The organism is Hymenobacter sp. UYAg731 (genome assembly GCF_054061335.1).
Genome location: NZ_JBSSEC010000002.1, coordinates 362,617 through 384,117, shown reverse-complemented (window position 1 = coordinate 384,117; position 21,501 = coordinate 362,617). Strand labels below are relative to the sequence as shown.

The 21,501-nt window shown below is 62.6% G+C and carries 18 protein-coding genes; 8 read left to right on the top strand and 10 right to left on the bottom strand.

What is annotated here, in order from left to right; translation table 11 throughout:
• Positions 1-22 precede the first annotated feature (22 nt).
• From ACVWYF_RS06090 to ACVWYF_RS06075, 4 genes are all read right to left on the bottom strand, one after another.
• Entirely contained in the window at positions 23-1,684 is a 1,662-nt protein-coding gene (locus tag ACVWYF_RS06090) for an MFS transporter (RefSeq protein WP_457065670.1), read from the bottom strand.
• A 210-nt stretch (positions 1,685-1,894) separates the two neighbouring features.
• Positions 1,895-2,932, bottom strand: a complete 1,038-nt coding sequence (locus tag ACVWYF_RS06085) for a LacI family DNA-binding transcriptional regulator (RefSeq protein WP_457065668.1) — start codon at positions 2,930-2,932, stop codon at positions 1,895-1,897.
• A gap of 299 nt (positions 2,933-3,231) precedes the next feature.
• Entirely contained in the window at positions 3,232-3,840 is a 609-nt protein-coding gene (locus ACVWYF_RS06080; RefSeq protein WP_457065666.1) for a pentapeptide repeat-containing protein, read from the bottom strand.
• A gap of 162 nt (positions 3,841-4,002) precedes the next feature.
• Positions 4,003-6,090 (bottom strand): ExeM/NucH family extracellular endonuclease, encoded by a 2,088-nt coding sequence (locus ACVWYF_RS06075; protein WP_457065663.1) that lies wholly within the window; start codon positions 6,088-6,090, stop codon positions 4,003-4,005.
• Positions 6,091-6,279: 189 nt separating this feature from the next.
• Here ACVWYF_RS06075 and ACVWYF_RS06070 point away from each other — a divergent pair, with 189 nt between their 5' ends.
• The 3 genes from ACVWYF_RS06070 (at position 6,280) to ACVWYF_RS06060 (ending at position 9,186) form a co-directional block, all read left to right on the top strand.
• The gene (locus ACVWYF_RS06070; RefSeq protein ID WP_457065661.1) at positions 6,280-7,629 is read left to right on the top strand and encodes a Gfo/Idh/MocA family protein; all 1,350 of its coding nucleotides are present in this window, start codon (positions 6,280-6,282) and stop codon (positions 7,627-7,629) included.
• A 161-nt stretch (positions 7,630-7,790) separates the two neighbouring features.
• Positions 7,791-8,642, top strand: a complete 852-nt coding sequence (locus ACVWYF_RS06065; RefSeq protein ID WP_457065659.1) for a pirin family protein — start codon at positions 7,791-7,793, stop codon at positions 8,640-8,642.
• A gap of 127 nt (positions 8,643-8,769) precedes the next feature.
• Positions 8,770-9,186, top strand: a complete 417-nt coding sequence (locus tag ACVWYF_RS06060) for a hypothetical protein (protein WP_457065657.1) — start codon at positions 8,770-8,772, stop codon at positions 9,184-9,186.
• A gap of 12 nt (positions 9,187-9,198) precedes the next feature.
• Here ACVWYF_RS06060 and ACVWYF_RS06055 read toward each other — a convergent pair whose 3' ends face one another.
• Positions 9,199-9,906: a DUF1345 domain-containing protein gene (locus ACVWYF_RS06055; RefSeq protein WP_457065655.1), complete on the bottom strand. Its 708-nt coding sequence runs from the start codon at positions 9,904-9,906 to the stop codon at positions 9,199-9,201.
• Positions 9,907-10,037: 131 nt separating this feature from the next.
• Positions 10,038-11,282: a diaminopimelate decarboxylase gene (gene lysA / locus ACVWYF_RS06050; protein WP_457065653.1), complete on the bottom strand. Its 1,245-nt coding sequence runs from the start codon at positions 11,280-11,282 to the stop codon at positions 10,038-10,040.
• A 48-nt stretch (positions 11,283-11,330) separates the two neighbouring features.
• On the opposite strand from lysA, the gene ACVWYF_RS06045 reads away from it, so the two are divergent.
• Positions 11,331-11,879, top strand: a complete 549-nt coding sequence (locus ACVWYF_RS06045) for a DinB family protein (RefSeq protein ID WP_457065651.1) — start codon at positions 11,331-11,333, stop codon at positions 11,877-11,879.
• Between the two features lie 64 nt (positions 11,880-11,943).
• Here the strand turns inward: ACVWYF_RS06045 and ACVWYF_RS06040 are convergent, their stop codons facing one another.
• Complete coding sequence (locus ACVWYF_RS06040; RefSeq protein ID WP_457065649.1) at positions 11,944-13,035, bottom strand: NADH:flavin oxidoreductase/NADH oxidase; 1,092 nt, start codon at positions 13,033-13,035, stop codon at positions 11,944-11,946.
• A gap of 603 nt (positions 13,036-13,638) precedes the next feature.
• On the opposite strand from ACVWYF_RS06040, the gene ACVWYF_RS06035 reads away from it, so the two are divergent.
• The 4 genes from ACVWYF_RS06035 to ACVWYF_RS06020 all read left to right on the top strand — a co-directional run bounded on the left by ACVWYF_RS06035 (position 13,639) and on the right by ACVWYF_RS06020 (position 18,006).
• Positions 13,639-14,580 carry a prephenate dehydratase gene (locus ACVWYF_RS06035; protein WP_457065647.1) on the top strand — a complete coding sequence of 314 codons (942 nt, stop codon included), beginning with the start codon at positions 13,639-13,641 and terminating at the stop codon, positions 14,578-14,580.
• A gap of 95 nt (positions 14,581-14,675) precedes the next feature.
• The gene (locus tag ACVWYF_RS06030; RefSeq protein WP_457065645.1) at positions 14,676-15,908 is read left to right on the top strand and encodes a pyridoxal phosphate-dependent aminotransferase; all 1,233 of its coding nucleotides are present in this window, start codon (positions 14,676-14,678) and stop codon (positions 15,906-15,908) included.
• Between the two features lie 86 nt (positions 15,909-15,994).
• Positions 15,995-16,840 (top strand): prephenate dehydrogenase, encoded by an 846-nt coding sequence (locus ACVWYF_RS06025; protein WP_457065643.1) that lies wholly within the window; start codon positions 15,995-15,997, stop codon positions 16,838-16,840.
• Positions 16,841-16,935: 95 nt separating this feature from the next.
• Entirely contained in the window at positions 16,936-18,006 is a 1,071-nt protein-coding gene (locus ACVWYF_RS06020; protein ID WP_457065641.1) for a chorismate mutase, read from the top strand.
• Between the two features lie 118 nt (positions 18,007-18,124).
• On the opposite strand, the gene ACVWYF_RS06015 is transcribed toward ACVWYF_RS06020, so the two are convergent.
• The 3 genes from ACVWYF_RS06015 to ACVWYF_RS06005 form a co-directional block, all read right to left on the bottom strand.
• The gene (locus tag ACVWYF_RS06015) at positions 18,125-18,559 is read right to left on the bottom strand and encodes a T9SS type A sorting domain-containing protein (RefSeq protein WP_457065639.1); all 435 of its coding nucleotides are present in this window, start codon (positions 18,557-18,559) and stop codon (positions 18,125-18,127) included.
• A 24-nt stretch (positions 18,560-18,583) separates the two neighbouring features.
• Positions 18,584-19,888, bottom strand: coding sequence for a hypothetical protein (locus ACVWYF_RS06010; RefSeq protein ID WP_457065636.1), 1,305 nt, complete (start codon positions 19,886-19,888; stop codon positions 18,584-18,586).
• A 419-nt stretch (positions 19,889-20,307) separates the two neighbouring features.
• The gene (locus ACVWYF_RS06005) at positions 20,308-21,498 is read right to left on the bottom strand and encodes a ferritin-like domain-containing protein (protein WP_457065634.1); all 1,191 of its coding nucleotides are present in this window, start codon (positions 21,496-21,498) and stop codon (positions 20,308-20,310) included.
• Positions 21,499-21,501: the final 3 nt, after the last annotated feature.

Here is a 21,501-nt window from a genome sequence, read left to right as displayed (position 1 = left end):
ACTGCCTTAGTCGCGCTATTGCTTAGCGCTGGCTTTCGAGGGTGGCGATGGGCGTGGCTTCTTCCACGTTCGAGGTGTTGGGGAAGGCCAGCAGGTGCGTCACGCGGGGCGCGTCGGGGCCGGAATGGAGGCGGCGCACGGCGGCTTCCACCACCTGGTCTTCGCGGGTGAAGCGGTGGTGCTGGCGCTGGTGCTCGCCCCAGGTGGCCAGGTAGAAAAACTCGGAAATACGGGTGGGATGGTTCACATCGGCAAATACGCCGGCCCGCAAAGCCCCGTCCCGCAGCCGCAGCCGCTTGAGCTGCTCGGCCGCCAGGTGAAAGGCGGCCCAATTGGCCGGCTCAACGTGGTACTCGATGGTGACGAGCACGGGGCCGTCGTCGGGGTCAATAACCGCGTCGCCGACGGTGTGCGGCCGGTCATCGGCCGGGTCCAGGTTCAGGCCTTCGGCCGAGCGCATGGGGAAGGGCAGGGCCAGCAGGGTGCTGGCCAGCATCCAGCCAGCGGCGGCCAGCAGCGAGATTTCCAGCGAAAGGTGGTCGGCTAGCTCGCCCCACACCAGGCTGCCCACCGATAATCCGGCCTGAAATACCAGCATGTACACGCTGATGACACGGGCCTGCACCCAGCGCGGCACGCTTAGCTGCACGGTGGTGCTGAAGCTGGTCATCACCAGCAGCCAGGCAATGCCCGACACGAACATCACCGCGTACAAAATGTAAATCTGGTTGACCAGCGCCAGCGCCACGTTGGTGCCCACGAAGACCAGCACGCCCATCAGCACCCGTTGGTTGAGGTTCAGCCGCGAGCCCGCCCGGTTCATTAGCAGCGCGCCCGTGATGGCCCCCGCGCCCAGCCACGACAGCATCACGCCGTAGTGCCCCGAACTCAGGTGCAGCCGCCGCGCCACCACCACCGACACCAGCCCCCACATGGCCGCCGCTCCAAACGCAAATGCGAACGTGCGCGCCAACACCCCATAAATAGCCGGCGAGTACTGCACGTAGCGCATCCCCGCCCGCAGTGCCCCAATGAAATTTTCGGATGGCCCGCTGGTCACCGTGGGCTGGCGCTTCCAGAAATAAATGACTGCCCAAGTGCCCAGAAACGATATTCCATTCAGCAGAAACACCCAGCCCGACGAGTAATACGCAATGATGGCCCCGCCAATGGCCGGCCCGATGGCCCGCGCAATGTTGTTGCTCACCCCGTTCAGCGTAATGGCCGAGGGCAGCGACGGACGCGGCACCAGCTCCGTGGCAATGGCCTGCCAGATGGGGGCATTGAGCGCCGCACCCATGCCCAGCAAAAACGTGAATCCCAGCACCCCGTAGGCCGAAATACCGTTGTTCAACGTCAGCACGCCCAGCCCCGTAGCCACCACCGCCATGAAGCCCTGCGTGAGCAGCAGCAGCCGGCGGCGGTCCACCAAGTCGGCCATTACGCCGGCCGGCATGCTCAGCAAAAAGGCTGGCAGCGAGGTCGCGGTCTGCATCAGGGACACCAACAGGGCCGAGGAGGTGAGCATGGTCACGAACCACACGCCGGCCACGTTCTGCATCCAAGTACCCACGTTCGAAACCAGCCCCGCAATCCAGATGGCCCGGAACAGGGCGTACATAAACGGGGTCCAGAGCGTGACTTTGGCGGGGGGAGCAGGTGGTGTAGCGACGGAATCAGACATCAAAAAGCAGGAGGATTTCGCCATTGATAACAGCGAAGCAACACAAATGACTTCCTACGGCATTGGGCCTGCAAAGGTGTAGCGTGGACTCTGCGAGTCCGCGTCTCGCCGCGCAGCGGCGAATAATCGTTGGGGTACCGTTTAAACGTCAGGCGTGTGCCCATTCGCCGCTGCGCGGCAAGACGCGGACTCGCAGAGTCCACGCTACACCTACCGCCGCCGCTGCGACGACTCGCGCACCAGCAGCTTGGGCTTGAGCACAATGGGTTTGGGCGGACCCACGCGGTTGGGGCCGCTTTTCAGCATCTTTTGCAGCAGCTGCACCGCCGTTTTACCCATTTGCTCGCAGCGCTGGTCCACGCTGCTGAGCATGGGCTCGGTGAGGGAGGTGAACATCTCGTTGCTGAAGCCCACGATGGCCACGTCCTCGGGCACGCGCAGGCGCTGGGCTTTCACCACTTGCAGGGCCCCTACGGCCGCCAGGTCGTTGCTCGAAAACACGGCGTCCGGGCGCTGGGGCAGCTTCAGGAGCTGGCGCATGGCTTGGGCTCCGTTCTTCTGGTTCATGTCGAAGCAGGCAATCAGGGCCTCATCCACGGGCAGGCCGTGTGCGGTGAGGGCGTCGCGGTAGCCCTGGTGGCGGTTTTTGTGGATGCTCAGGTGCAGCGGGCCGGTGAAGTGCGCGATGCGCGTGCAGCCCTGCTCAATAAGGTGCGTCACCACTTGGTACGCGCCTTGGTAGTCGTCAATGACCACCGCACTTATGTTGCTGCCCTGGAAGTCCTCCACCATGCGGTCGAAAAACACCAGCGGAATATTCTGCTGGCGCACGGCCTCAAAATGCTCAAAGCTCTGCGTGGTGTTGGCCAGCGAAACCAGGATGCCTTCGACCTGCGAATTCATCAGCAGGTCGATGTTTTTCTGTTCCTGCCGGGCGTCTTCGTTCGACTGGCAAATCATTACGTTGAAGCCCAGCTTGGCGGCTTCAGTGGCGATGCCGTTGACTACCAGCGGGAAAAAGTGGCCCGTGATGTGCGGCACCAGCACGCCCAGCGTGTTGCTGCGGCCCCGGCGCAGGGCGGCGGCCAGCTGGTTGGGCTGGTAGTGCAGCTCCTCGGCCAGTTGGCGCACGCGGGCCTTGGTGGCCTCGCTCACGTCGTCGTGGTCGCTGAGGGCGCGGGAAATGGTGGAAGGTGAGAGGCCCAGCGTTTTAGCCAGGTCGGTAATGGAAGCGCGGCGATTGGCCATCTGGTCGTTGTAGCGAAATGAGAAAATATCCCCGCGCTGGCGGCGTGGCCGGCGGCAAAGGGTTCTGACCCGGCCGGAAATGAGGACCCGATGGCCCAACCGTAACGCGGCGCGGGGTGCTGACAATTAACCGAAAGGAGGAAGCCACCTGTTCGTTGAGTGGCAGCTTTCGGGCATAGATGGGAATTCTAACGCAATCTACTAGCCGAAATCGAAACCGGAAGTTCAGCCAGCGGAAAGGGCCGGTTTTTCAACGAAAAAGGGCCTATTATAGATTTCGTGCCGGCTTCTGGCCTGAGTTACTCCACCACCAGATTATACTTGGCCACCACACCCAGCAGGCCATTGAGCGTGAAGTGCGCCCCGGTGATAACGTTGCGCTCGGGGTCGATAACGAAGCCGGTGGCGCTACGAAAATCAGCCTCCGCCAGCCGCGTGTTCTGGAACACGGCCCCGGTCAGCGCGCAGTCCTGAAACACCGCCGCCGATAGGTCGGCATCGGCAAAATCAGCTTCTTCCATCGTGCAGCCCACGAAGCGGGTGCCCGGCATCACGCGCCCCGCAAACGAGGCGTAGCGCAGCTGGCACTGGTCGAAATGCACCCCAAAGAGCATGTCGCGGCAGGACGTGAATTGCAGGCCCAGTAGCTTGCAATCGGCGAAGGCCACGTTTTGCAGGGCCGTGCCCGCCAGCTTGGCCGTGGTCAAGTTGCAGTGCTCAAACAGGCAGTCGGTGAAGCGCAGCCGGCTCAAATCGGCCCCGCTGAAATCGCAGTTCACGAAGCGGAACTCGTCGAATTCGGTGTGGCCCAGCAGGTGGCGGGCATCCCAGCGCTCGGCCAGGTTGTCCTCCGGGAAATGGGTGGGCTTGCGCAGGACGGCGGGTTTGCGGCGGGGCTTAATGGCCATCGGAACGGAATTTTTATGAATAACAAGAACGTCATGCTGAACGAAGCGAAGCATCTTTACCACGCAACTAATTGATTTTAGTATTGCGGTAAAGATGCTTCGCTTCGTTCAGCATGACGTTCTTCTATTATCATTTGAGCGAGTCATTTCGCTCAGACAAAGCTACAGCTTCACCACCCGCTGCACCTGGCTGAAACCGGTGCCGCTCAGGCGCAGTACGTAGGTGCCGGCCACCAGCCGCGCCGTGCGCGGGCCAATTTCGGCCTGTAATTCCTCGGCCGTGCCGTGCAGCATGAGCAGGCGCTGGCCGAGGGCCGATACCACTTCCAGCGTCATCGGCTGGGCCGCGAAGCCGCTGATGCGGAGGTTGAACGCGCCGGGCGCGGGGTTCGGGAAAACGTTGATTTGGCCGGACGTAATGGCCCGGCCGGTGGCCGTGACAGTGGTGCGGAAATTCAGCCCGATGAGTATTGGGTCGTGGTCGGAGGAGCGGAAGGGGCTGGTGATGTCAGTGGCCGCGCCGGCGATGTCGTACTCCAGGAACTCGGGCTCAGAGGCATTGATGTGCCACTTTTCCACGGCCGCGTGGCCCACCAGGTTGCCGCTGAGCACGGCGTGGTCAAGGCTGCCGCTCAGGCCGCTAAACAGGTAGGAAGCGCTGCTGGCCGGGCTGCCCAGCACGAAGCCGGCCGCCCGCATGATGTCCATCGGGTCTTCCTCGTAGTTGGCGTTGTAGTCGCCCACGCTCACCACGTAGCGCGTGCCGGCGGGCCGTACCACCGTGTTGATAAACTGCACCAGGCCCGTGGCCTGGCCCTTGCGGCGCAGGTTGGACGCGCCTTGGCCGTCGCCCTGGTCGGCGTTGGCCCCGGTGCCGCTGGCCTTCGACTTGAGGTGGTTAACAATGAGCGCGAACGTGTCGCGGGCCGCCGTGGCGCGGTTAGTGATGAACACCTGGGCCAGCGGCGGGCGCTCAAAAATGCCGGTCACGGTGGCCAGCAGGGCCGGGCCGTAGGGCGTCACGGCCGCCGGCTTGTAAAGAATGCAGCAGTGAATCAGGTCGGTGTCGTTCGGTTGGGAATTCGCGCCGCCGTCGTTCACGAAAGCGTAGGTGCCCGCGCCCATGAGCTGGTTCAGGCCGTTCACCAGGTCCTGCACGGCCGAGTTGGCCCCGGTGCCGTCGTTCTCCACCTCCATCAGGCCCACCACGTCGGCGTTCATCTGGGAGATGGCGGCGAGGATTTTGCTGCGCTGGCGCTGGAAATCATCAAAGGTGAGGGCACCGCGTGAGGTGGGGAAACCCGCGCCCAGGCCGTTGCCGTTGAAGAAGTTGAGTACATTCATGCTGGCGATTTTCACGTCAATCGGCCCGAAGGTGGGTACCGGCGGGCGCACCGAAACCACCGCTGGCGCGTCGGCCCCGGCCAGGGGCTGGATGCGCCATTTGCTGTTGCCGTAGCCCAGGATGCCGCGCAGGCTGGTCACGGTGCTGCCCACCCGCACGGTTTGGGTGGCGGCGTCGAGGTAGGGGATGGGCGTGGGATTGGTGGCGGCGCGGCCATCATCCAGGAGCAGGCTTTTGTTCACGTTATCGGCCTGGTAGGCCGTCACGGCGGCCACGTTGGTGGTACCGCTGCTGCTGGTGCCGCTGGCGGGGTTGTCGTTGGGGTCCACGAACTGCGTGGGCTGGTACACAAGGCCGCGCAGGGAAATATTCAGCTCGCCGCGCGATTTCAGCGTGGCCACGTCCGACACCGTGACCGGAGCCGAAAACTGCACTCGCATCCCTTCAAACTGCTCGGCATCGGCCATCGAAAACGTGGTGTTGTCGATGACGCTGAAAGCCGGCTGGGGGCCGCTGGCCGCCAGCACCGTGATGGTGGGCGAAGTCAGCACGGCCTGGTTGAACGACGGCGTGCTGGCAATCTCCTGCACCGCGCCGGTGATGCGCAGGCGGCTGCCCACGGCCACGGTGGGGCTGGTTTGCACCACAAACAGAGCATCGGAAGTGGTGGGGTTGCCATCGGCACTGGCGGCGTCGTTCTGGATGTAGAAGCCGGCCGGACTCAGGTCAGCATATACGCCCGTCACCACGCCCTCGATGGTGTAGGTGCCCGCCGTGGCCAGCGCCCCGGTGCCCTGAATGGTGCCAATGGGCGTGACCGTCTGGGCTTGCGCCAGGGCCGGGGCCAGGCTGCCGGCGGCCAGCGCAATAACTACGGGAAAAAACGAGCGGGTAAATACCTTCATCAGCAAGTTGAAAATTATGAAAACCCAATGCGGGGCTATAAATATACTAGGGTTTCGGTGGATGAAATTGGCAGCGCGGAACCGGGTCAATAAGCTCAACCACACGGCGGCACGCGGCAACTCTGGGCCGGGCCAGGCACGTAAGCAAGGCTATTGCTACCAAATCCTCGCCTTTCGCCATCAAAAACCATGTTCCAGGAAAACACCGCCGCTCCCGTTTCTCTCGAAGTTCTTGCCACTGTTGATTCTCAGCACGACGAGTCGCGCCGCCAATTCATCAACCACGCCGGGCGCGGTTTGCTGGCTGTGAGCGTGGCCAGCGCCCTGCCCATCGCCGCCGCCGAAGCCCACAAAGCCGCCGAGGCCACCGCGCCTCCCGCCACTGGCCCGCTCGACATCAAGCTGCCGCCCCTCGAAGCGCCCACCGACCCCAAGGGGGCTGACCCGTTCAACCCCGACGCGCCCGACCGCCGCGTGGGCTACGCCCTGGTGGGCCTGGGCCACCTCACGCTCAATGAGATTCTGCCTGCCTTTGGCAAGAGCAAGCACGCCCGGCCGGTGGCCCTGGTGAGCGGCGACGCCGACAAAATGGCCAAAGTGGCCAAGCAGTACGGCATCAAGGCCAGCAGCTGCTACTCGTACGAGACCTACGACAAAATCAAGGACAACCCCGAAGTAGAGGTGATTTACATCGTGCTGCCTAATTCTATGCACCACGAATTCACGCTACGCGGGGCGAAGGCCGGCAAGCACATTCTTTGCGAAAAGCCGATGGCTAACTCTGTGAAAGAGTGCGAGGAAATGATTGAGGCCTGCAAAAAGGCGGGCAAAAAGCTCATGATTGCCTACCGCATTCAGTACGAGCCGCTGAACCGCGCGGCCATGAAGCTGGTGCGTGACAAGACCTACGGCACCACCAAGATGATTCAGATGATGAACACCCAGAACCAGGCCCACGACCAGCAGTGGCGGCACAAGAGGGCGTTGGCCGGCGGCGGCTCGCTGCCCGATGTGGGCCTGTACTGCCTCAACACCACGCGCTTCCTGCTGGGCGAGGAGCCGACCGAAGTTTCGGCCCAGATTTACAGCACGCCGGGCGACGACCGATTCAAGGAAATTGAAGAGAACGTGAGCTTTACGCTGCGCTTCCCGAGCGGCGTGATTTCGCAGTGCATGACGGGCTACGGGTCCTTCAACAACAAGAGCTACACGGTGTATGCCGAAACGGGCAGCATCAAAATGGACCCGGCGTTTCCGTACCACGGCCTGCACCAGGAGCGCATTCACGCGCCCGGCGGTAAGCAGATGAAGGAAACGCCCACCGACCCGCAGAAAGACCATTTCGCCCTCGAAATGGACCACATGGCCGAGTGCGTGCGCCAGAACAAAACGCCCTACACGCCCGGCGAGGAAGGCTTGCAGGACCAGCGCATAATGGAAGCCATCTACCAGTCGGCAAAGGAGAATAAGCCGGTGAAACTGCCCGCCGTGGCCAAGAAAGATGCCTTCCGGGGCGAGGCTCCGACGGAGGAAGCGTAAACTTTAAGCCGGTCAACGGCTTTAGCAGAACGTCATGCAGAGCGCAGCGAAGCATCTTTACCGCAGCAGTGATTCGAATTACTGCTGCGGTAAAGATGCTTCGCTGCGCTCTGCATGACGGCCGTATTTCGATATCCCATAGACATAACTTGCCGCCAGCCATGCGTACCATCAAGCAGCAGCACCGCGCCGTGAATGCGCCCATTGCCGACCTCACCACTTACCGTGCCCTGCCCACAAATTCGGTCGAGTACATTGACCCGTTTCTGTTTCTGAACCACCACGGTCCGCAGGTATACCGGGCCAATAATCGGGGCCTGCCCTTCGGCCCGCACCCGCACCGTGGCTTCGAGACGGTGACGTTTATTCTCGAAGGCGACATCCTGCACAAGGACAGCAGCGGCCACGAGAGCGTGATTGAAGCCGGCGGCATTCAGTGGATGACGGCCGGCAGCGGCCTGATTCACGCCGAAGTTTCCTCCGATAACTTCAAAGCCCACGGCGGCCCGCTCGAAATCCTGCAACTGTGGGTGAACCTGCCGGCGAAAGATAAGATGACGGCCCCGCGCTACATCGGCCTGCAAAAAGACGAAATCCCCACCGTTACGGTGGCCGATGGTGTGGTTATTCACGCCGTTTCGGGCGAATGGGCGGGCACCGCCGGGGCCATAACGCCGCTGGCCGACGTGGCGTTGGCCTGGCTGGAGCTGCCGGCCGGCAGCCGCATCACGCTGCCCATTGCGGCGGCGCGCAGCATCTTCTTCTACACCGTGCGCGGCACCCTGCGCGTGAACGACACCGAAACCAAGGCCCTGGAACTGGTCGAATTCAACCACGACGGCGACGAGCTGACCATTGCCGCCCACGAGGTGAGTGTGCTGCTGCTGGGCCACGCCCAGCCGTTTGGCGAGCCCGTGGTATCGGCGGGGCCATTCGTGATGAACACGGAGGCCGAGATTCAGCAGGCCTACCGCGACTACCAGCGCGGCGCGTTCGGGAACTGGAACGGCTAACCGTAAAAAAACACCCGACCCATAACCTCGACCGGGGGATGCCTGTTGTGGCGTGCAACATGCTACGCACCGGGGTTTCGAACCCATTGCCGAAGCGGGAGGCCGTTGTCTTGTTTGTAGTTAGCTGATGCCGAAAATCGCCCGTTCCCTTTATTTCGAAAACAGCGTTGGCCGCATCTGGGAGGAGCCCGACGGCTACCTCCGGTTGGAATACCGTTCCGGCTTGCGGGAGATGGTGCAGTTCCGGGCTTTGCTCACGCACACCGCCCACGCCCTGAGCCGGCGGCAGTGGAGCAAAATAATGGTCGACCAGCGCAACATGGCCCCGTTCAGCGCCAGCGAGCAGGACTGGATGACCACCGAATGGCTGCCCCGCGCCGTGCAGGAAAACGGCTACCGTTTTGGCGCTATTCTGGTGGCCCACGACGTATTTGCCCGCTTAGCCATGAACCAGTTCATAATGGCCTCGCGCCACCAGGCGCACACCTACCGCACCTTCGAGGCCGAGGAAATGGCCGTGGACTGGCTGCTGGGCAGTCGCTAGGCACCCATTGCCTCACAGCAGGCCCGAGATAATGTTGATGCTCAGGGCCAGAATGGTGGTGTTGAAGGCGAAGGACAGCATGCTGCGAAACAGCACTAACCGTCGCATGCGCAGCGAGGTAACGGTCACGTCGGAGGTTTGGGTGGTCATCCCAATCACGAAGGCGAAGTAGACAAAGTCCCAATACGAAGTAGGAGGCGCGCCCGCGAACACCAATCCGGAATGCCAGGCATTCTCCTTCGCCTCGGGCAGCAGGCTAAAATAGGTGTGGGCATAATGCAGCGCAAACAGCGTGTGCATCAGGCACCAGGTACTCACTATTGCCACCACCGATACCAGGATGTGCTCGATGCGCTCCTCCAGGGTCATTTGCTGGATGCCACGCAACAGCAGCAGCACCGCCACAATGCTGACGGTGGTGCCCAAAAATATGGCCACCAGTAGAATGGGCCAGGTGCGGTTGGGGTGCAGCGACCTCACCACGCTTCGCATGTCGGCGAAATGGGCCTGAAAGATGGTTATCCAGCTGATAAGCAGCGTGCTCAGTACGAAGCCGTCCCAGCCTACCAAAAAGCGGGTAATGAACAGGAAATCGGGCGGGGCCAGCTGGTAGCAAATGCCCGCGATGCAAAGGGCCAGCAGCAGCTGCAACAGGCGCGCCACCAAACCCCTGCGTGACCGCCGCAAAGCAGCGCGCACCGTGATGACAGCAGAAGTCATAGCCGAAAAAACCGCTAGTGAACCATCGGACCGGCCTCCCCAACTGCCAGTGGCAATCGGGAAGGCGATACGAATATAGTTAAATAGCGCGTCTTGAATTTTTAGCCCGGTATCCTGCGGGCCTGACCCGGCTAGGTGGCCGGAACCGGCTGGGCCGACGCTTCGGCCACCACGTCCACCTGCCCGGCCAGCAGGTCCTCAAACGTCTGGCGCTTGCGGATGAGGCGCGGCTCACCGGCCTCGGTCAGGAGCACTTCGGCGGGGCGAGTGCGCGAGTTGAAGCTGCTGCTCATCTCGAAGCCGTAGGCCCCGGCGTTGTGGAAGGCCAGCAGGTCGTTTTCGTGGATTTCGGGCAGCAGCCGGTCCCAGGCGAAGGTGTCCGTCTCGCAGATATTGCCCACCACGGTGTAAATCCGCCCCGTGCCCTTGGGGTTGGTCAGGTTGCTGATGTGGTGGTAGCTGTCGTAGAACATGGGCCGAATGAGGTGGTTGAAGCCCGAGTTCACGCCCGCAAACACCGTGGCGGTGGTTTGTTTTACCACGGCCACGCTCACCAGTAGGTAGCCGGATTCGCTCACCAGGTACTTGCCGGGCTCAAACCAGCATTCCAGCGGCCGGCCGTATTCTTTCTCGAAGGTTTTGAACGCCTCAGCCACCTGCTTGCCCAGCGAGGCTACGTCGGTTTCGGGGTCGCCGGGCTTGTAGGGCACTTTGAAGCCCGAGCCCAGGTCCAGAAAGTCGAGGTCGGGGAAACGGCCGGCGGCGTCGAACAAAATTTCGAGCGAGCGCAGGAATACGCCCACGTCCTTGATTTCGGAGCCCGTGTGCATGTGCAGGCCGCGCACGTGCAGGCCGGTGCCCTTCACCACGCGCTCCAAATGGCGCATCTGGTGGATGCTGATGCCAAACTTGGAGTCGATGTGGCCGGTTTGAATCTTGTAGTTGCCGCCCGCCTCAATGTGGGGATTCAGGCGTACGCATACCGGGTAGGAGCCGCCAAACGTAGCCCCGAACCGCTCCAGCAGCGAGATGTTGTCGATGTTCAGATTCACGCCCAAATCCTTGGCTTCCACCAGTTCCTCAAACGTCACGCTGTTGGGCGTAAACAGAATGTTCTCCGGCGCGAAGCCTACGTGCAGTCCCAGGCGTACTTCGTTGATGCTCACGCAATCAAGCCCCGAACCCAGGCTGTGAATGTGGCGCAGAATGGCCACGTTGCTCAGCGCCTTGCAAGCGTAGAAAAACCGGGTTTTATGACCCGCAAAGGCCTTCACCAGTTTCTTGTATTGGCCCGTGATAGTGGCCGCATTATACACGTAAAGGGGGGTGCCGAACTGGTCGGCCGCAGCGCGCAGCGCATCGTTAATACCTGACATAATCGCAAAAGTACGGCCTAAGCAGCCGCTCCGAATACGGTACAACCAATGAGTAGCCCAACGTTCCCATCCGCCCCGCTGCCCGAAACCCGCGAAGTCTGGCTGCGCGGCCCCCTGCCCGCCGTGCCGCCGCTGCTTCAGCCCGTGGCCCACGCCTTACTGCAAGCCCGTGAAGAGCTGACCGCCGCAATGCAGTATTTCCCGCCCGCGCTGCTCAACGAGCGGCCTGGCGGCGTGGCTTCCGTGGGATTCCACCTCCAGCACCTGGCCGGCGTGCTCGACCGCACCTTGACCTACGCCCGCGCCGAGGCGCTTTCAGGGAATCAATTAGCCACCTTGGCGGCTGAGAATCCGCCGCTATCTATTGAAGATGAAACACTGCAAAAGCTGGTGCAGCGTTTCAATAGTCAGGTTGATAATGCGTTGGCGCAGCTTCGAGCCACAGACGAAACCACGCTACCGGAAGTGCGCGGCGTGGGCCGGGCGCAATTGCCGTCCACGCACATCGGCCTGCTGGTGCATGCGGCCGAGCACACCACCCGCCACCTGGGCCAACTTCTGGTAACGGCGAAATGGGTTGTAGCGCGGACTTTGTAGTCCGCGTCCCCGACGGAAACCCGAACGGCGCGGGGACGCGGACTACAAAGTCCGCGCTACATCGCTACCGCTGCCCGGCCGCCAAAGTCACGCGTGGCTTGGCGCGCTCATACTGCGCCGGCCACTGCACCTCCACGCCCAAATCCTGCGCCGCGAAGAGCGGGAAATACGGCTCACGCAGAAACTCCCGCGCCAGCAGCACGAGGTCGGCCTGGCCGCTGGCCACGATGGCTTCGGCTTCGGCCGGGGTGGTGATGAGGCCCACCGCGCCGGTCAGTATCCCGGTTTCTTCCTTGATGCGCTCGGCAAACTGCACCTGATAGCCGGGACCCACCGGAATGGGCGCCTTGGGCACGTTGCCGCCCGTGGAGCAGTCAATCAGGTCCACGCCGCGCGTTTTGAGCATGGCCGAGAGCTGCACCGATTCGTCGGCGTTCCAGCCGCCCTCGGTCCAGTCCGTTGCGGAGAGGCGCACGATGAGCGGCAGGTCGTCGGGCCACACCTCGCGGGTGGCGGCTACCACCTCCAGCAGCAGCCGGATGCGGTTTTCGAAACTGCCACCGTACGCATCGGTGCGCTGGTTGCTCAGCGGCGACAGAAACTCGTGCAGCAGGTAGCCGTGGGCCGCGTGCAGCTCAATGACTTTAAAGCCCGCTGCCAGCGCCCGCTGAGCGGCGGCGCGGAAATCGGTAACAACCTTATTGATGCCGGCCGCGTCCAGGGCCATCGGCACCGGATAGTTGTCGTTGAATGCGGTGTCGCTGGGGCCAAATACCGGCCAGCCGCCGTCGCTTTCGGCCACCACGCCTCCGCCCGACCACGGGCGGTAGGTGCTGGCCTTGCGGCCGGCATGGGCCAGCTGCACGCCGGGCACGCTGCCCTGCGCCCTGATGAAGGCGTTGATACGCTGGAGCATGGGCACCTGCTCATCTTTCCAGATGCCGAGGTCTTCGGGACTGATGCGGCCCTCGGGCGATACGGCCGTGGCTTCTTGTATAATGAGGCTGGCCCCGCCCACGGCCCGGCTGCCCAGATGCACGAGGTGCCAGTCATTGGCAAAGCCGTCTTCGGCGCTGTACTGGCACATGGGCGATACTACAATGCGGTTTTTCAGGATGACGCTACGGAGAGCGAGAGGTTCAAATAGAGTAGCCATGAATAAATGCTAGGGGAGATACGAAGCTGAGTAAACCGGTTTTGGGGCGTTCGGGTTATGTTGGCACTCGGTCGGGCGAGGCCAGCACGTCATGCTCATCTGGCGTCCGCGCAGCCGAAGCATCTCGCGTGCAGTAGGTAATCCAATCGTAGAAAAGATATTAGGGATGGCACGCGAGATGCTTCGGCTGCGCGGACGCCAGATGAGCATGACGTTCCTAATTCAGTGCAACCAAAGCCCCGCAGAATTTGCTTTTCTAAAATCCAGTCTTACCTTGCAGCCGCAAACGAACCCAACCATGCTCCAGACGCGCTACTTTTTTGGCTATTACTACTTCTACGCCACCGCGTAGAACGAGCCGCCGTTTGTAGCTAACTCCCACAAACTTCTCCAGCGCCGCTCGTTCTTCGGGAGGCGCTTTTTTAATGCCCGGTTTTTCGATGACCACCCTGCACCACGTCTTTTTTACTTATTGCTATTACTTCTTCTATCCGAAGAAGCCGGCCCTTTGTTGCCAGTGTTAACCACCACACTGCCTCCCAACAAGCCCAGGGCCACCGCACAACGGAGGCCCTTTTTTATTGCCCAATAACCGTACATATAATGCCCCAGCACGTTTCTATTCAGGGTTTCCAGGGAAGTTTTCACGAAGTAGCGGCCCGTCGCTTCTTTGGTACGCAGCCGGCGCTACTGCCTTGCGCCACCTTTGGCGCGGTGGTAGCGCACATCGTAAACGGTACCGCCGATGCCGGCCTGATGGCCATGGAAAACTCGCTGGCCGGCAGCATCCTGCCCAACTACCTGCTGCTGGAGCGCCACGCCGTGCGCGTGACCGGCGAGGTGTACCTGCCCATCCACCAGCACCTGCTGGCGCTGCCCGGCACCACGCTGGCCGAGGTGCGGGCCGTGCATTCGCACCCCATGGCCCTGCGCCAGTGCGGCGAGTTCCTGGACCAGCACCCGCACTGGAAGCTGGTGGAAACCGACGATACCGGCCACAGCGCCCAGCTCTTGGCCGAGCAGCGGACGCCCGGCGTGGCCGTGGTAGCTGGCGCGCAGGCCGCCGAGCAGTTCGGCCTGCAAATCCTGGCCCCCGCCATCCACGACGACCCGCACAACTACACCCGTTTCCTGGTGCTGGAACGCGCCGCCGAGGTGCAGCCCGACCCGCAGGCCGATAAGGCTTCGCTTTATTTCTGTGCGTCGCACGCGCCCGGCAGCCTGGCGGCCGTGCTGGCCCGCGTGGCCGCGCAGGGTCTGAACCTGAGCAAGCTGCAATCGTGCCCCCGGCCCGGACAGCCCTGGCACTATGGCTTTCATGCCGATGTAGAGTTTGAAGAAATGAACCAGCTGGAGGCGCTGCTGTTGGATTTGGACCCCGTGACGGACGAGCTGCGAGTGCTGGGAGCCTACCGGCGCGGCAGCATGACCGAGGCGATGGGGGAAGACCTGTCGTTGCGAGCGGAGCAACGCGGGCCGTCTGTCATTGCGAGGAGGAACGACGAAGCAATCCGTCCTCTCGAAGCGACCAGCTATGAGATGTGATAAAGCCTGATTTAATGGCCTACGGAGATTAAGCTTATCATAATAGAAAATTAGTCGCATTAAGAGGACGGATTGCTTCGTCGTTCCTCCTCGCAATGACAAACAGCACCATGAACATTCCCATTGCCAACCGCCTGGCCCACACCGGCGAATATTACTTCTCGCGCAAATTGCGCGAACTAGCCGCCCTCAACGCGGCCGGGGCTAATATTATCAGCCTGGGCATTGGCAGCCCGGATTTGCCGTCGCACCCCAGCGTGATTGCGGCGCTGGCAGCTTCGGCCGCGCAGCCCGGCGCGCACGGCTACCAGAGCTACCAGGGCACGCCCGCCTTGCGCGGTGCAATGGCTGAATTCTATGAGCGGCACTATGGCGTGACGCTGGACCCGGCCACCGAAATTCTGCCGCTGCTGGGCTCGAAAGAGGGCCTGATGCACATCGGGATGACGTTTCTGGAGGCGGGCGATGCCGTGCTTATCCCTAACCCCGGCTACCCAACGTACCGCGCCGTGGCCGAAATCTGCGGGGCCGAGGTGCGCGAGTACGACCTGACGGCCGCCAATGGCTGGCTGCCGGATTTGGATGCGCTTGCCCAAACCGACCTCTCGACGGTGAAGCTCATGCTAGTGAACTACCCGCACATGCCCACCGGCACGGCCGCCGACTTGCCGTTTCTGACGCGCTTAGTAGCTTTTGCCACGGCCCATGATATTCTGCTGGTACACGACAACCCCTATGGCTTCATCCTCAACGAAACGCCGCCCGTGAGCCTGCTGGCCATGCCCGGGGCCCGGGAAGTGGCCATTGAGTTGAACTCGCTCAGCAAAAGCCACAACATGGCGGGCTGGCGCGTGGGCCTGCTGGCCGGCCGCGCCGATGTTATCGCCAACGTGCTCCGCTTCAAGAGCAATATGGATTCGGGCATGTTTCTGCCGGTGCAGCAGGCGGCGGTGGCGGCTCTGGCGCTGGGCAACGACTGGTTTGCGGAGCTGAACGCCACCTACCGCGCCCGCCGTGAGCTGGTGCTGGAGTTACTGCGCGTGCTGGGATGCCAGCCCGCGCCGGACCAGACGGGCCTGTTTATCTGGGCGGCGGTGCCGGCTGGTTTCGCCGATGGCTACGCCCTGAGCGATGCCGTGTTGGCCGAGGTGCGGGTGTTCCTCACACCGGGCGGCATATTTGGGAGCAATGGCAACGGCTATATCCGGGCCAGCCTCTGCCAGCCGGAGGCGCTGCTGCGCGAGGCGCTGGCGCGGGTGCGGGAGTGGGAAAGAACACAACCTGAACGTCATGCAGAGCGCAGCGAAGCATCTTTACCTCGGGAGTAGTTCAATGCAATTTCAACGAAGCGGTAAAGATGCTTCGCTGCGCTCTGCATGACCGTTCCAAACCCACTAACCCACCAATCCACCAAATGAACGTTACCATCATCGGCCTGGGCCTCATCGGCGGCTCGCTGGCGCTTAGCCTGCGGCAGCATGGTTTGGCGCAGCATCTTATTGGCGTTGAGAACAGCCCGGCCCATGCCCGCCGCGCTTTGGAACTGGGGTTAGTCGATGAAATCGAAACTGACTTGATGGCCGCCATATGCCGCGCCGACCTCGTGGTGGTGGCCGTGCCCGTGGATGCCATGGTGGACGTGCTGCCGCCGGTGCTCGACCTCATCACTCCAAAGCAGGTGGTTATCGACGTAGGCTCTACCAAGCAGGCGCTGCTGGCCGCCGTGGCCGGGCATCCGCACCGGGGCCGTTTTGTGGCGGTGCATCCCATGGCCGGCACCGAGCACTCGGGGCCGGAGGCGGCGGTTTCGGGCCTGTTTGAGGGGAAGACGGTGGTGCTCTGCGACGTGGCCGCCAGCGACCCCGACGCGGTGCAGTTGGTCGAAAAGCTGTTTCAGGCGCTGCCCATGCGGCTGCTGTACCTTGGTGGCGCGGCCCATGACCTGCACACGGCCTACGTGTCGCACATTTCGCACATCACCTCGTTTGCGCTGGCGCTCACGGTGCTTGAAAAGGAAAAGGAGGAGCAGCGCATCTTCGATTTGGCCAGCGGCGGGTTCGAGTCGACGGTACGGCTGGCCAAGAGCGCGCCGGCTACGTGGGTACCCATTTTCCGGCAAAACCGGCTCAATGTGCTCGATGTGCTCGATGAGCACCTGCACCAATTACAGCACCTGCGCGAACTGCTGGCGCGGGAAGACTACGAGGGGCTGACCGAGCAGATTCGGCAGGCCAACCATATCCGGAAAATTCTGCCGTGAATAGGAGCAGTACAAAAAATGGCTGTCATGCAGAGCGTAGCGAAGCATGACACCTACAAACAGTCAACACTAAAAGCAACCCCATGAATCCAACCATGAAATCTGCCCTCTTCAACCGGCAGCCCGACGACAAGCCTTACCTCATTTCCGGGCCGTGCTCGGCCGAAACCGAGGAGCAGGTGCTCGAAACCTGCCAGCGCCTGGCCGCCACCGGCAAGGTGCAGGCCCTGCGCGCCGGCATCTGGAAGCCCCGAACCAAGCCCGGCGGCTTCGAGGGTGTGGGCACCAAGGGCCTGCCCTGGCTCAAGAAAGCCAGCGAGCTCACCGGCCTGCCCGTGGCCGTGGAAGTGGCCACGGCCAAGCACGTCGAGGACTGCCTGGCTTTCGGCGTGGACATTCTGTGGGTGGGAGCGCGCACCACGGGCAACCCGTTTTCGGTGCAGGAAATTGCCAACGTGCTGCGCGGCGTGGACGTGCCGGTGCTCGTCAAAAACCCCATTCACCCCGAGCTGGAGCTGTGGGTGGGAGCCGTGGAGCGCCTGCAAAAGGCTGGCCTCACGCACGTCGGCCTCATTCACCGGGGCTTTTCGAGCTACGGCAACACCGATTTCCGCAACGCGCCGATGTGGCACCTGCCCATCGAAATGAAGCGCCGGATGCCGGAAATGCCGCTGCTCTGCGACCCCAGCCACATCTGCGGCCGGCGCGATACGCTGGCGGCCGTGGCCCAGCAGGCCCTCAACCTGGGCTTCGATGGCAACATGATTGAAAGCCATATCGACCCGGACAATGCCTGGAGCGACGCCAAGCAGCAAATCACCCCGGAAGTGCTGCGCGACCTGATTCAGAACCTGGTGTGGCGCCACGAAACCACCAACGAGCAGGAATTCCTCACCGCCCTCACCGGCCTGCGCGAGCAAATCAACCAGCTCGATGCCGAGATGATGCAACTGCTGGGCCGCCGCATGGCCGTGGCCGAGAAAATTGGCCTCTACAAGAAGGAAAACGACATCACCATCCTCCAGACCAACCGCTGGAACGAGGTGCTGGAGCGCGCCCAGCGCCAGGGTGCATCCGTGGGCCTCACCCCCGGGTTTGTGGAGCAATACCTGGCCGCCGTGCATCTGGAGTCCATCAACCGCCAGAACAAGATAATGGAAGGGTAGCCGTAGCAAGCGAGCCAGCCCCAGCGGGCGGGGTGTTTCGTATCCAATGTTTCACTGCGTGAAAGCAATAAAAGCATTTGGTGCGGAAGCCCTTGCCCGCTGGGGCTTTTTATGAAGCCTACTCTACCACCAGCCGGCGGCCGGCCGTGTTCCTACCGGCCTGCACCTGCAAGGCATAGATACCAGCGGGCAGGCCCGTCAGATTCAACTCGTGGCGGAGGCCAGCGGTGGGCAATGTTAAGGTAATGGTGCGTACGGCCCGGCCCAGGGCATCGCGCAGGGTGAGGGTGGCCGTGGCCATGCCGGGCAGGGCGGGTAGGGTAATCGTGGACGCCGCGTGGGCCGGGTTGGGGTAGAGGGCAAAGTCCGAACCGCTCAAGGCCGAGGTGGTGGCGGTGGTGGTGAGGGCAGTGGGGTCGATGAGGTGGGCCAGGAAGTTGGTCGACTGCCCAGCCGAGGAGCTGTTGAGCGTCTGGCTGCCGAAGGTAGCCGTGTTCTGGAAATTGCCGGTCAGGTACATCCGGGTGCCGCTTGTAGTCAGGCACGAGGCCATGGTATTGGTGGCGCTGCCACCGCGCTACGACCAGTCGACGGTGGCGCTGGTACCATCGTCGCTGAGCCGGGCCACCAGGGCACCGCCGCTGCCGGCCGCCAGCGGCGTGGTACCGATGGTGACGGTGCGGCTGGCGAAGCTACCCGCCAAGTACACACCGCTGGTGCCGAAGAGCGCCAGGCTGGTGCCCTTGTCGTCGTCGGTGCCGCCGGCCTGCCGTGCCCAGTTCCATGCGGCGGTGGGGCCGGCATCCGTTAGCGCGGCCACAAAGGCATCAGTGGTGGTGTTGGGGCCGGCGTTGGTAATGGTGTGGTTGCCCATCACCAGCGTCGTGCTCGAGAAAGTGCCGGCCAGGTAAACGATGGGGCCGTTCACGGCCAAGGCGTTGCCTTGGTCGGCACCCGAGCCATTGGCCCGCAGCGCCCACTGCCAGGTAGCAGTGGTGCCTGCATCAGTCAGCTTGGCGACGAAAGCATTGGAAGCCCCGCCGCTGGGAACAGTAGTAGGGCCGAAGGTGGCGTTCTGGCCCCCAAAAGAGCCGGCGGCGTACACGTTGACTCCGTTTAGAGCCAGCGCATTGACATATTTGCTGCCCGAGCCCGTGATGGCTTGCACCCAGCTAACGCTGGTGCTGGTGTTGCCATCCGTCAGTTTAGCCACGAAGCCATCGTAGGCGACCCCGGCGCTGGAGTTGGTTTGTGTGATGCTGCCAAATTGTGCCGTAGTGCTGGCAAACTGCCCGCCCACGAACACACTATTGCCGGTTACGGCCAAGGTATTAGCCGCATCCTGGCTGGTGCCGCCAAAGTCCTGGGCCCAGTCGATGGTGGCCGCGGAGCCGGCATCGGTGAGGCGGGCCACGAAGGCATCGGTGGTGATGGAGTTGGCGCTGCCGTGGTTGGTCAGGTTGATGTTGCCAAAGGCAGCAGTGGGGCTGATGAAGGTGCCGGCCACGTACACACGGGCACCGCTCAGGGCCACAGCCGTGACTTGGTCGAGGTCGGAGCCCCCAAAGCGGTAGGCCCACACGAAGGCGCTGGTGGCCGGGCTCCATTTGGCCACAAAGCCATCGGTGCCGCCGGTGCTAATCATGGTGGTACTGCCAATAGTGACGATGCCGGAGAAGGACCCCGCCACGTACAGGTCGCCGCTGAGGTTGGCGGTCGTGGTTTTGATAGTTAGATTGGAGTTGCCGCCGCCCACCACTACGGCCGATTGCCAGTCGGGGGCCGAGGTTTGTGCATGGGCGGCTGGCCCCAGCAGCCACACCGCCAGCAGCAGCGCGCCCACCCACCGGCTGCCTGATATAAAATTAATAACGTATTTCATTTTAAGGAGAGATATGAACGCCAGTACATAGCGCCTTCGCGTAAAGTTGGCCGTCCAAAGAAGCCCTGCTGCCGGGCTCCGAGGCTTCAGTGGTAGGCGCTGCCGCGTAATGGCAACGGCAGTTACATCAAGGCCCTTTTAACCAGATAGTGTGCCATTGGTTTTTCGCTTAATTCATCGTGTATCAGGCTGAAATAGTGGCTGGTCGGGGTTGTTATGGTTTCGCTACTCCCCCACCAGCCACCAGCGCCACCGGGCACCTGCCGCGCCGCCAAGAGGAAAGGTGTTTCATGAAAAGGAATGGGACGGCAGGCCATTGGTAGAGTGCCGGGGCAAAGATAAGCGCACAAAAAAGCCCCGGTGCGCGAACACCGGGGCTTTAGGGCAAAAGAATCAGGCAGATACGGTGCCGCCCGGCTTTACTGAATGCCCGATACGTCGAGTTTGGAGCCGGGGGCCAGGAAGGCGTTGACAATGGCCGCCACATCGGCGGGCACCAGGGCCTTATCGAGGCCGGTAGTGGGCGCTACCACGTCATCGGCGGCAAACGCGCCGTACGAAACCAGGTCGCGGACATAGGCCGCGTGGCGGGCTTCTACCGACACCAGCTGCCCGGCGATGGCCAAGTAGGCGGGCGTGCGGATGAGCTTGGCCACGCCGTTGTAGGCCGCCACCCCCAGGTCTTCAAAGGCCTGGGCTGTACTCAGGATGTTGGACCGTTGGGTGAAGGTGCCATTCGGGAAGTCGAAGGTCAGGTTTTTAATCAGGCTGCTGGGCGCATCGCGGGTGATGGCCGCCTTCAGAAAGTCGCGGTGAATGGCCTCGTGCCGGGCTACTTCCTGAAAATAGGTGTAGTCGCTGCCGGTGAGCAGGCCTTGGGGCAGGGCTGCCACCTGGCGGTAGAACTCGGCCTCCAGCTGCTCCAGCGCATAAGCATAGTTGAGAATGCCCGCGTCGCCGGTGCCCACGTTCACCACCGGTATCACCACCGTGAAGGGCGTGGCGCTGGTGAACACCCCGCCGGCCGTGCTGATGGCAATGAGGCCGGTGGCCGCCGTGGCCGGCACGGTCAGCGTCAGGGTCGTGTTGTTGAGCACCGTGAAAACGGTGGCCGCCACGCCGCCCACCGTCACGGCAGTGGCCCCCGCAAAGCCATTGCCCATTACCGTGACCACGGTGCCGGCCGGGCCGCTGGCCGGCGTGAAGCCCGTGATGCCATTGGCCACGGGCACCAGCACCGTGAAGGGCGTGCTGCTAGTGGCCGTGCCCGCCGGCGTGGTCACGGCCAGGGGGCCGGTGGCGGCCCCGGCCGGTACCATCACCGTGAGGGTGGTGGCACTGGCCACGGTGAAGGTCGCATTCACTCCGCCCACGGTGACGGCCGTGGTGCCGCTGAAATTGCTGCCCGTGATGGTGAAGGTGGAGCCCGGCAGCCCACTGGTGGGCGTGAAGCTTGTGACGGCGGCCGGAGTGGGGGCGGCCGGGTCATCCTTTTTGCTGCTACAGCCTGCTACCAGCAGGCCCCCGGCAGCACCGGTGTAACGGAGAAAGGAGCGGCGCGGCAGGCGCGAAATAGCTTCGAAAGAGAAAGCGCTGGGTTTAGTTTGCATTGG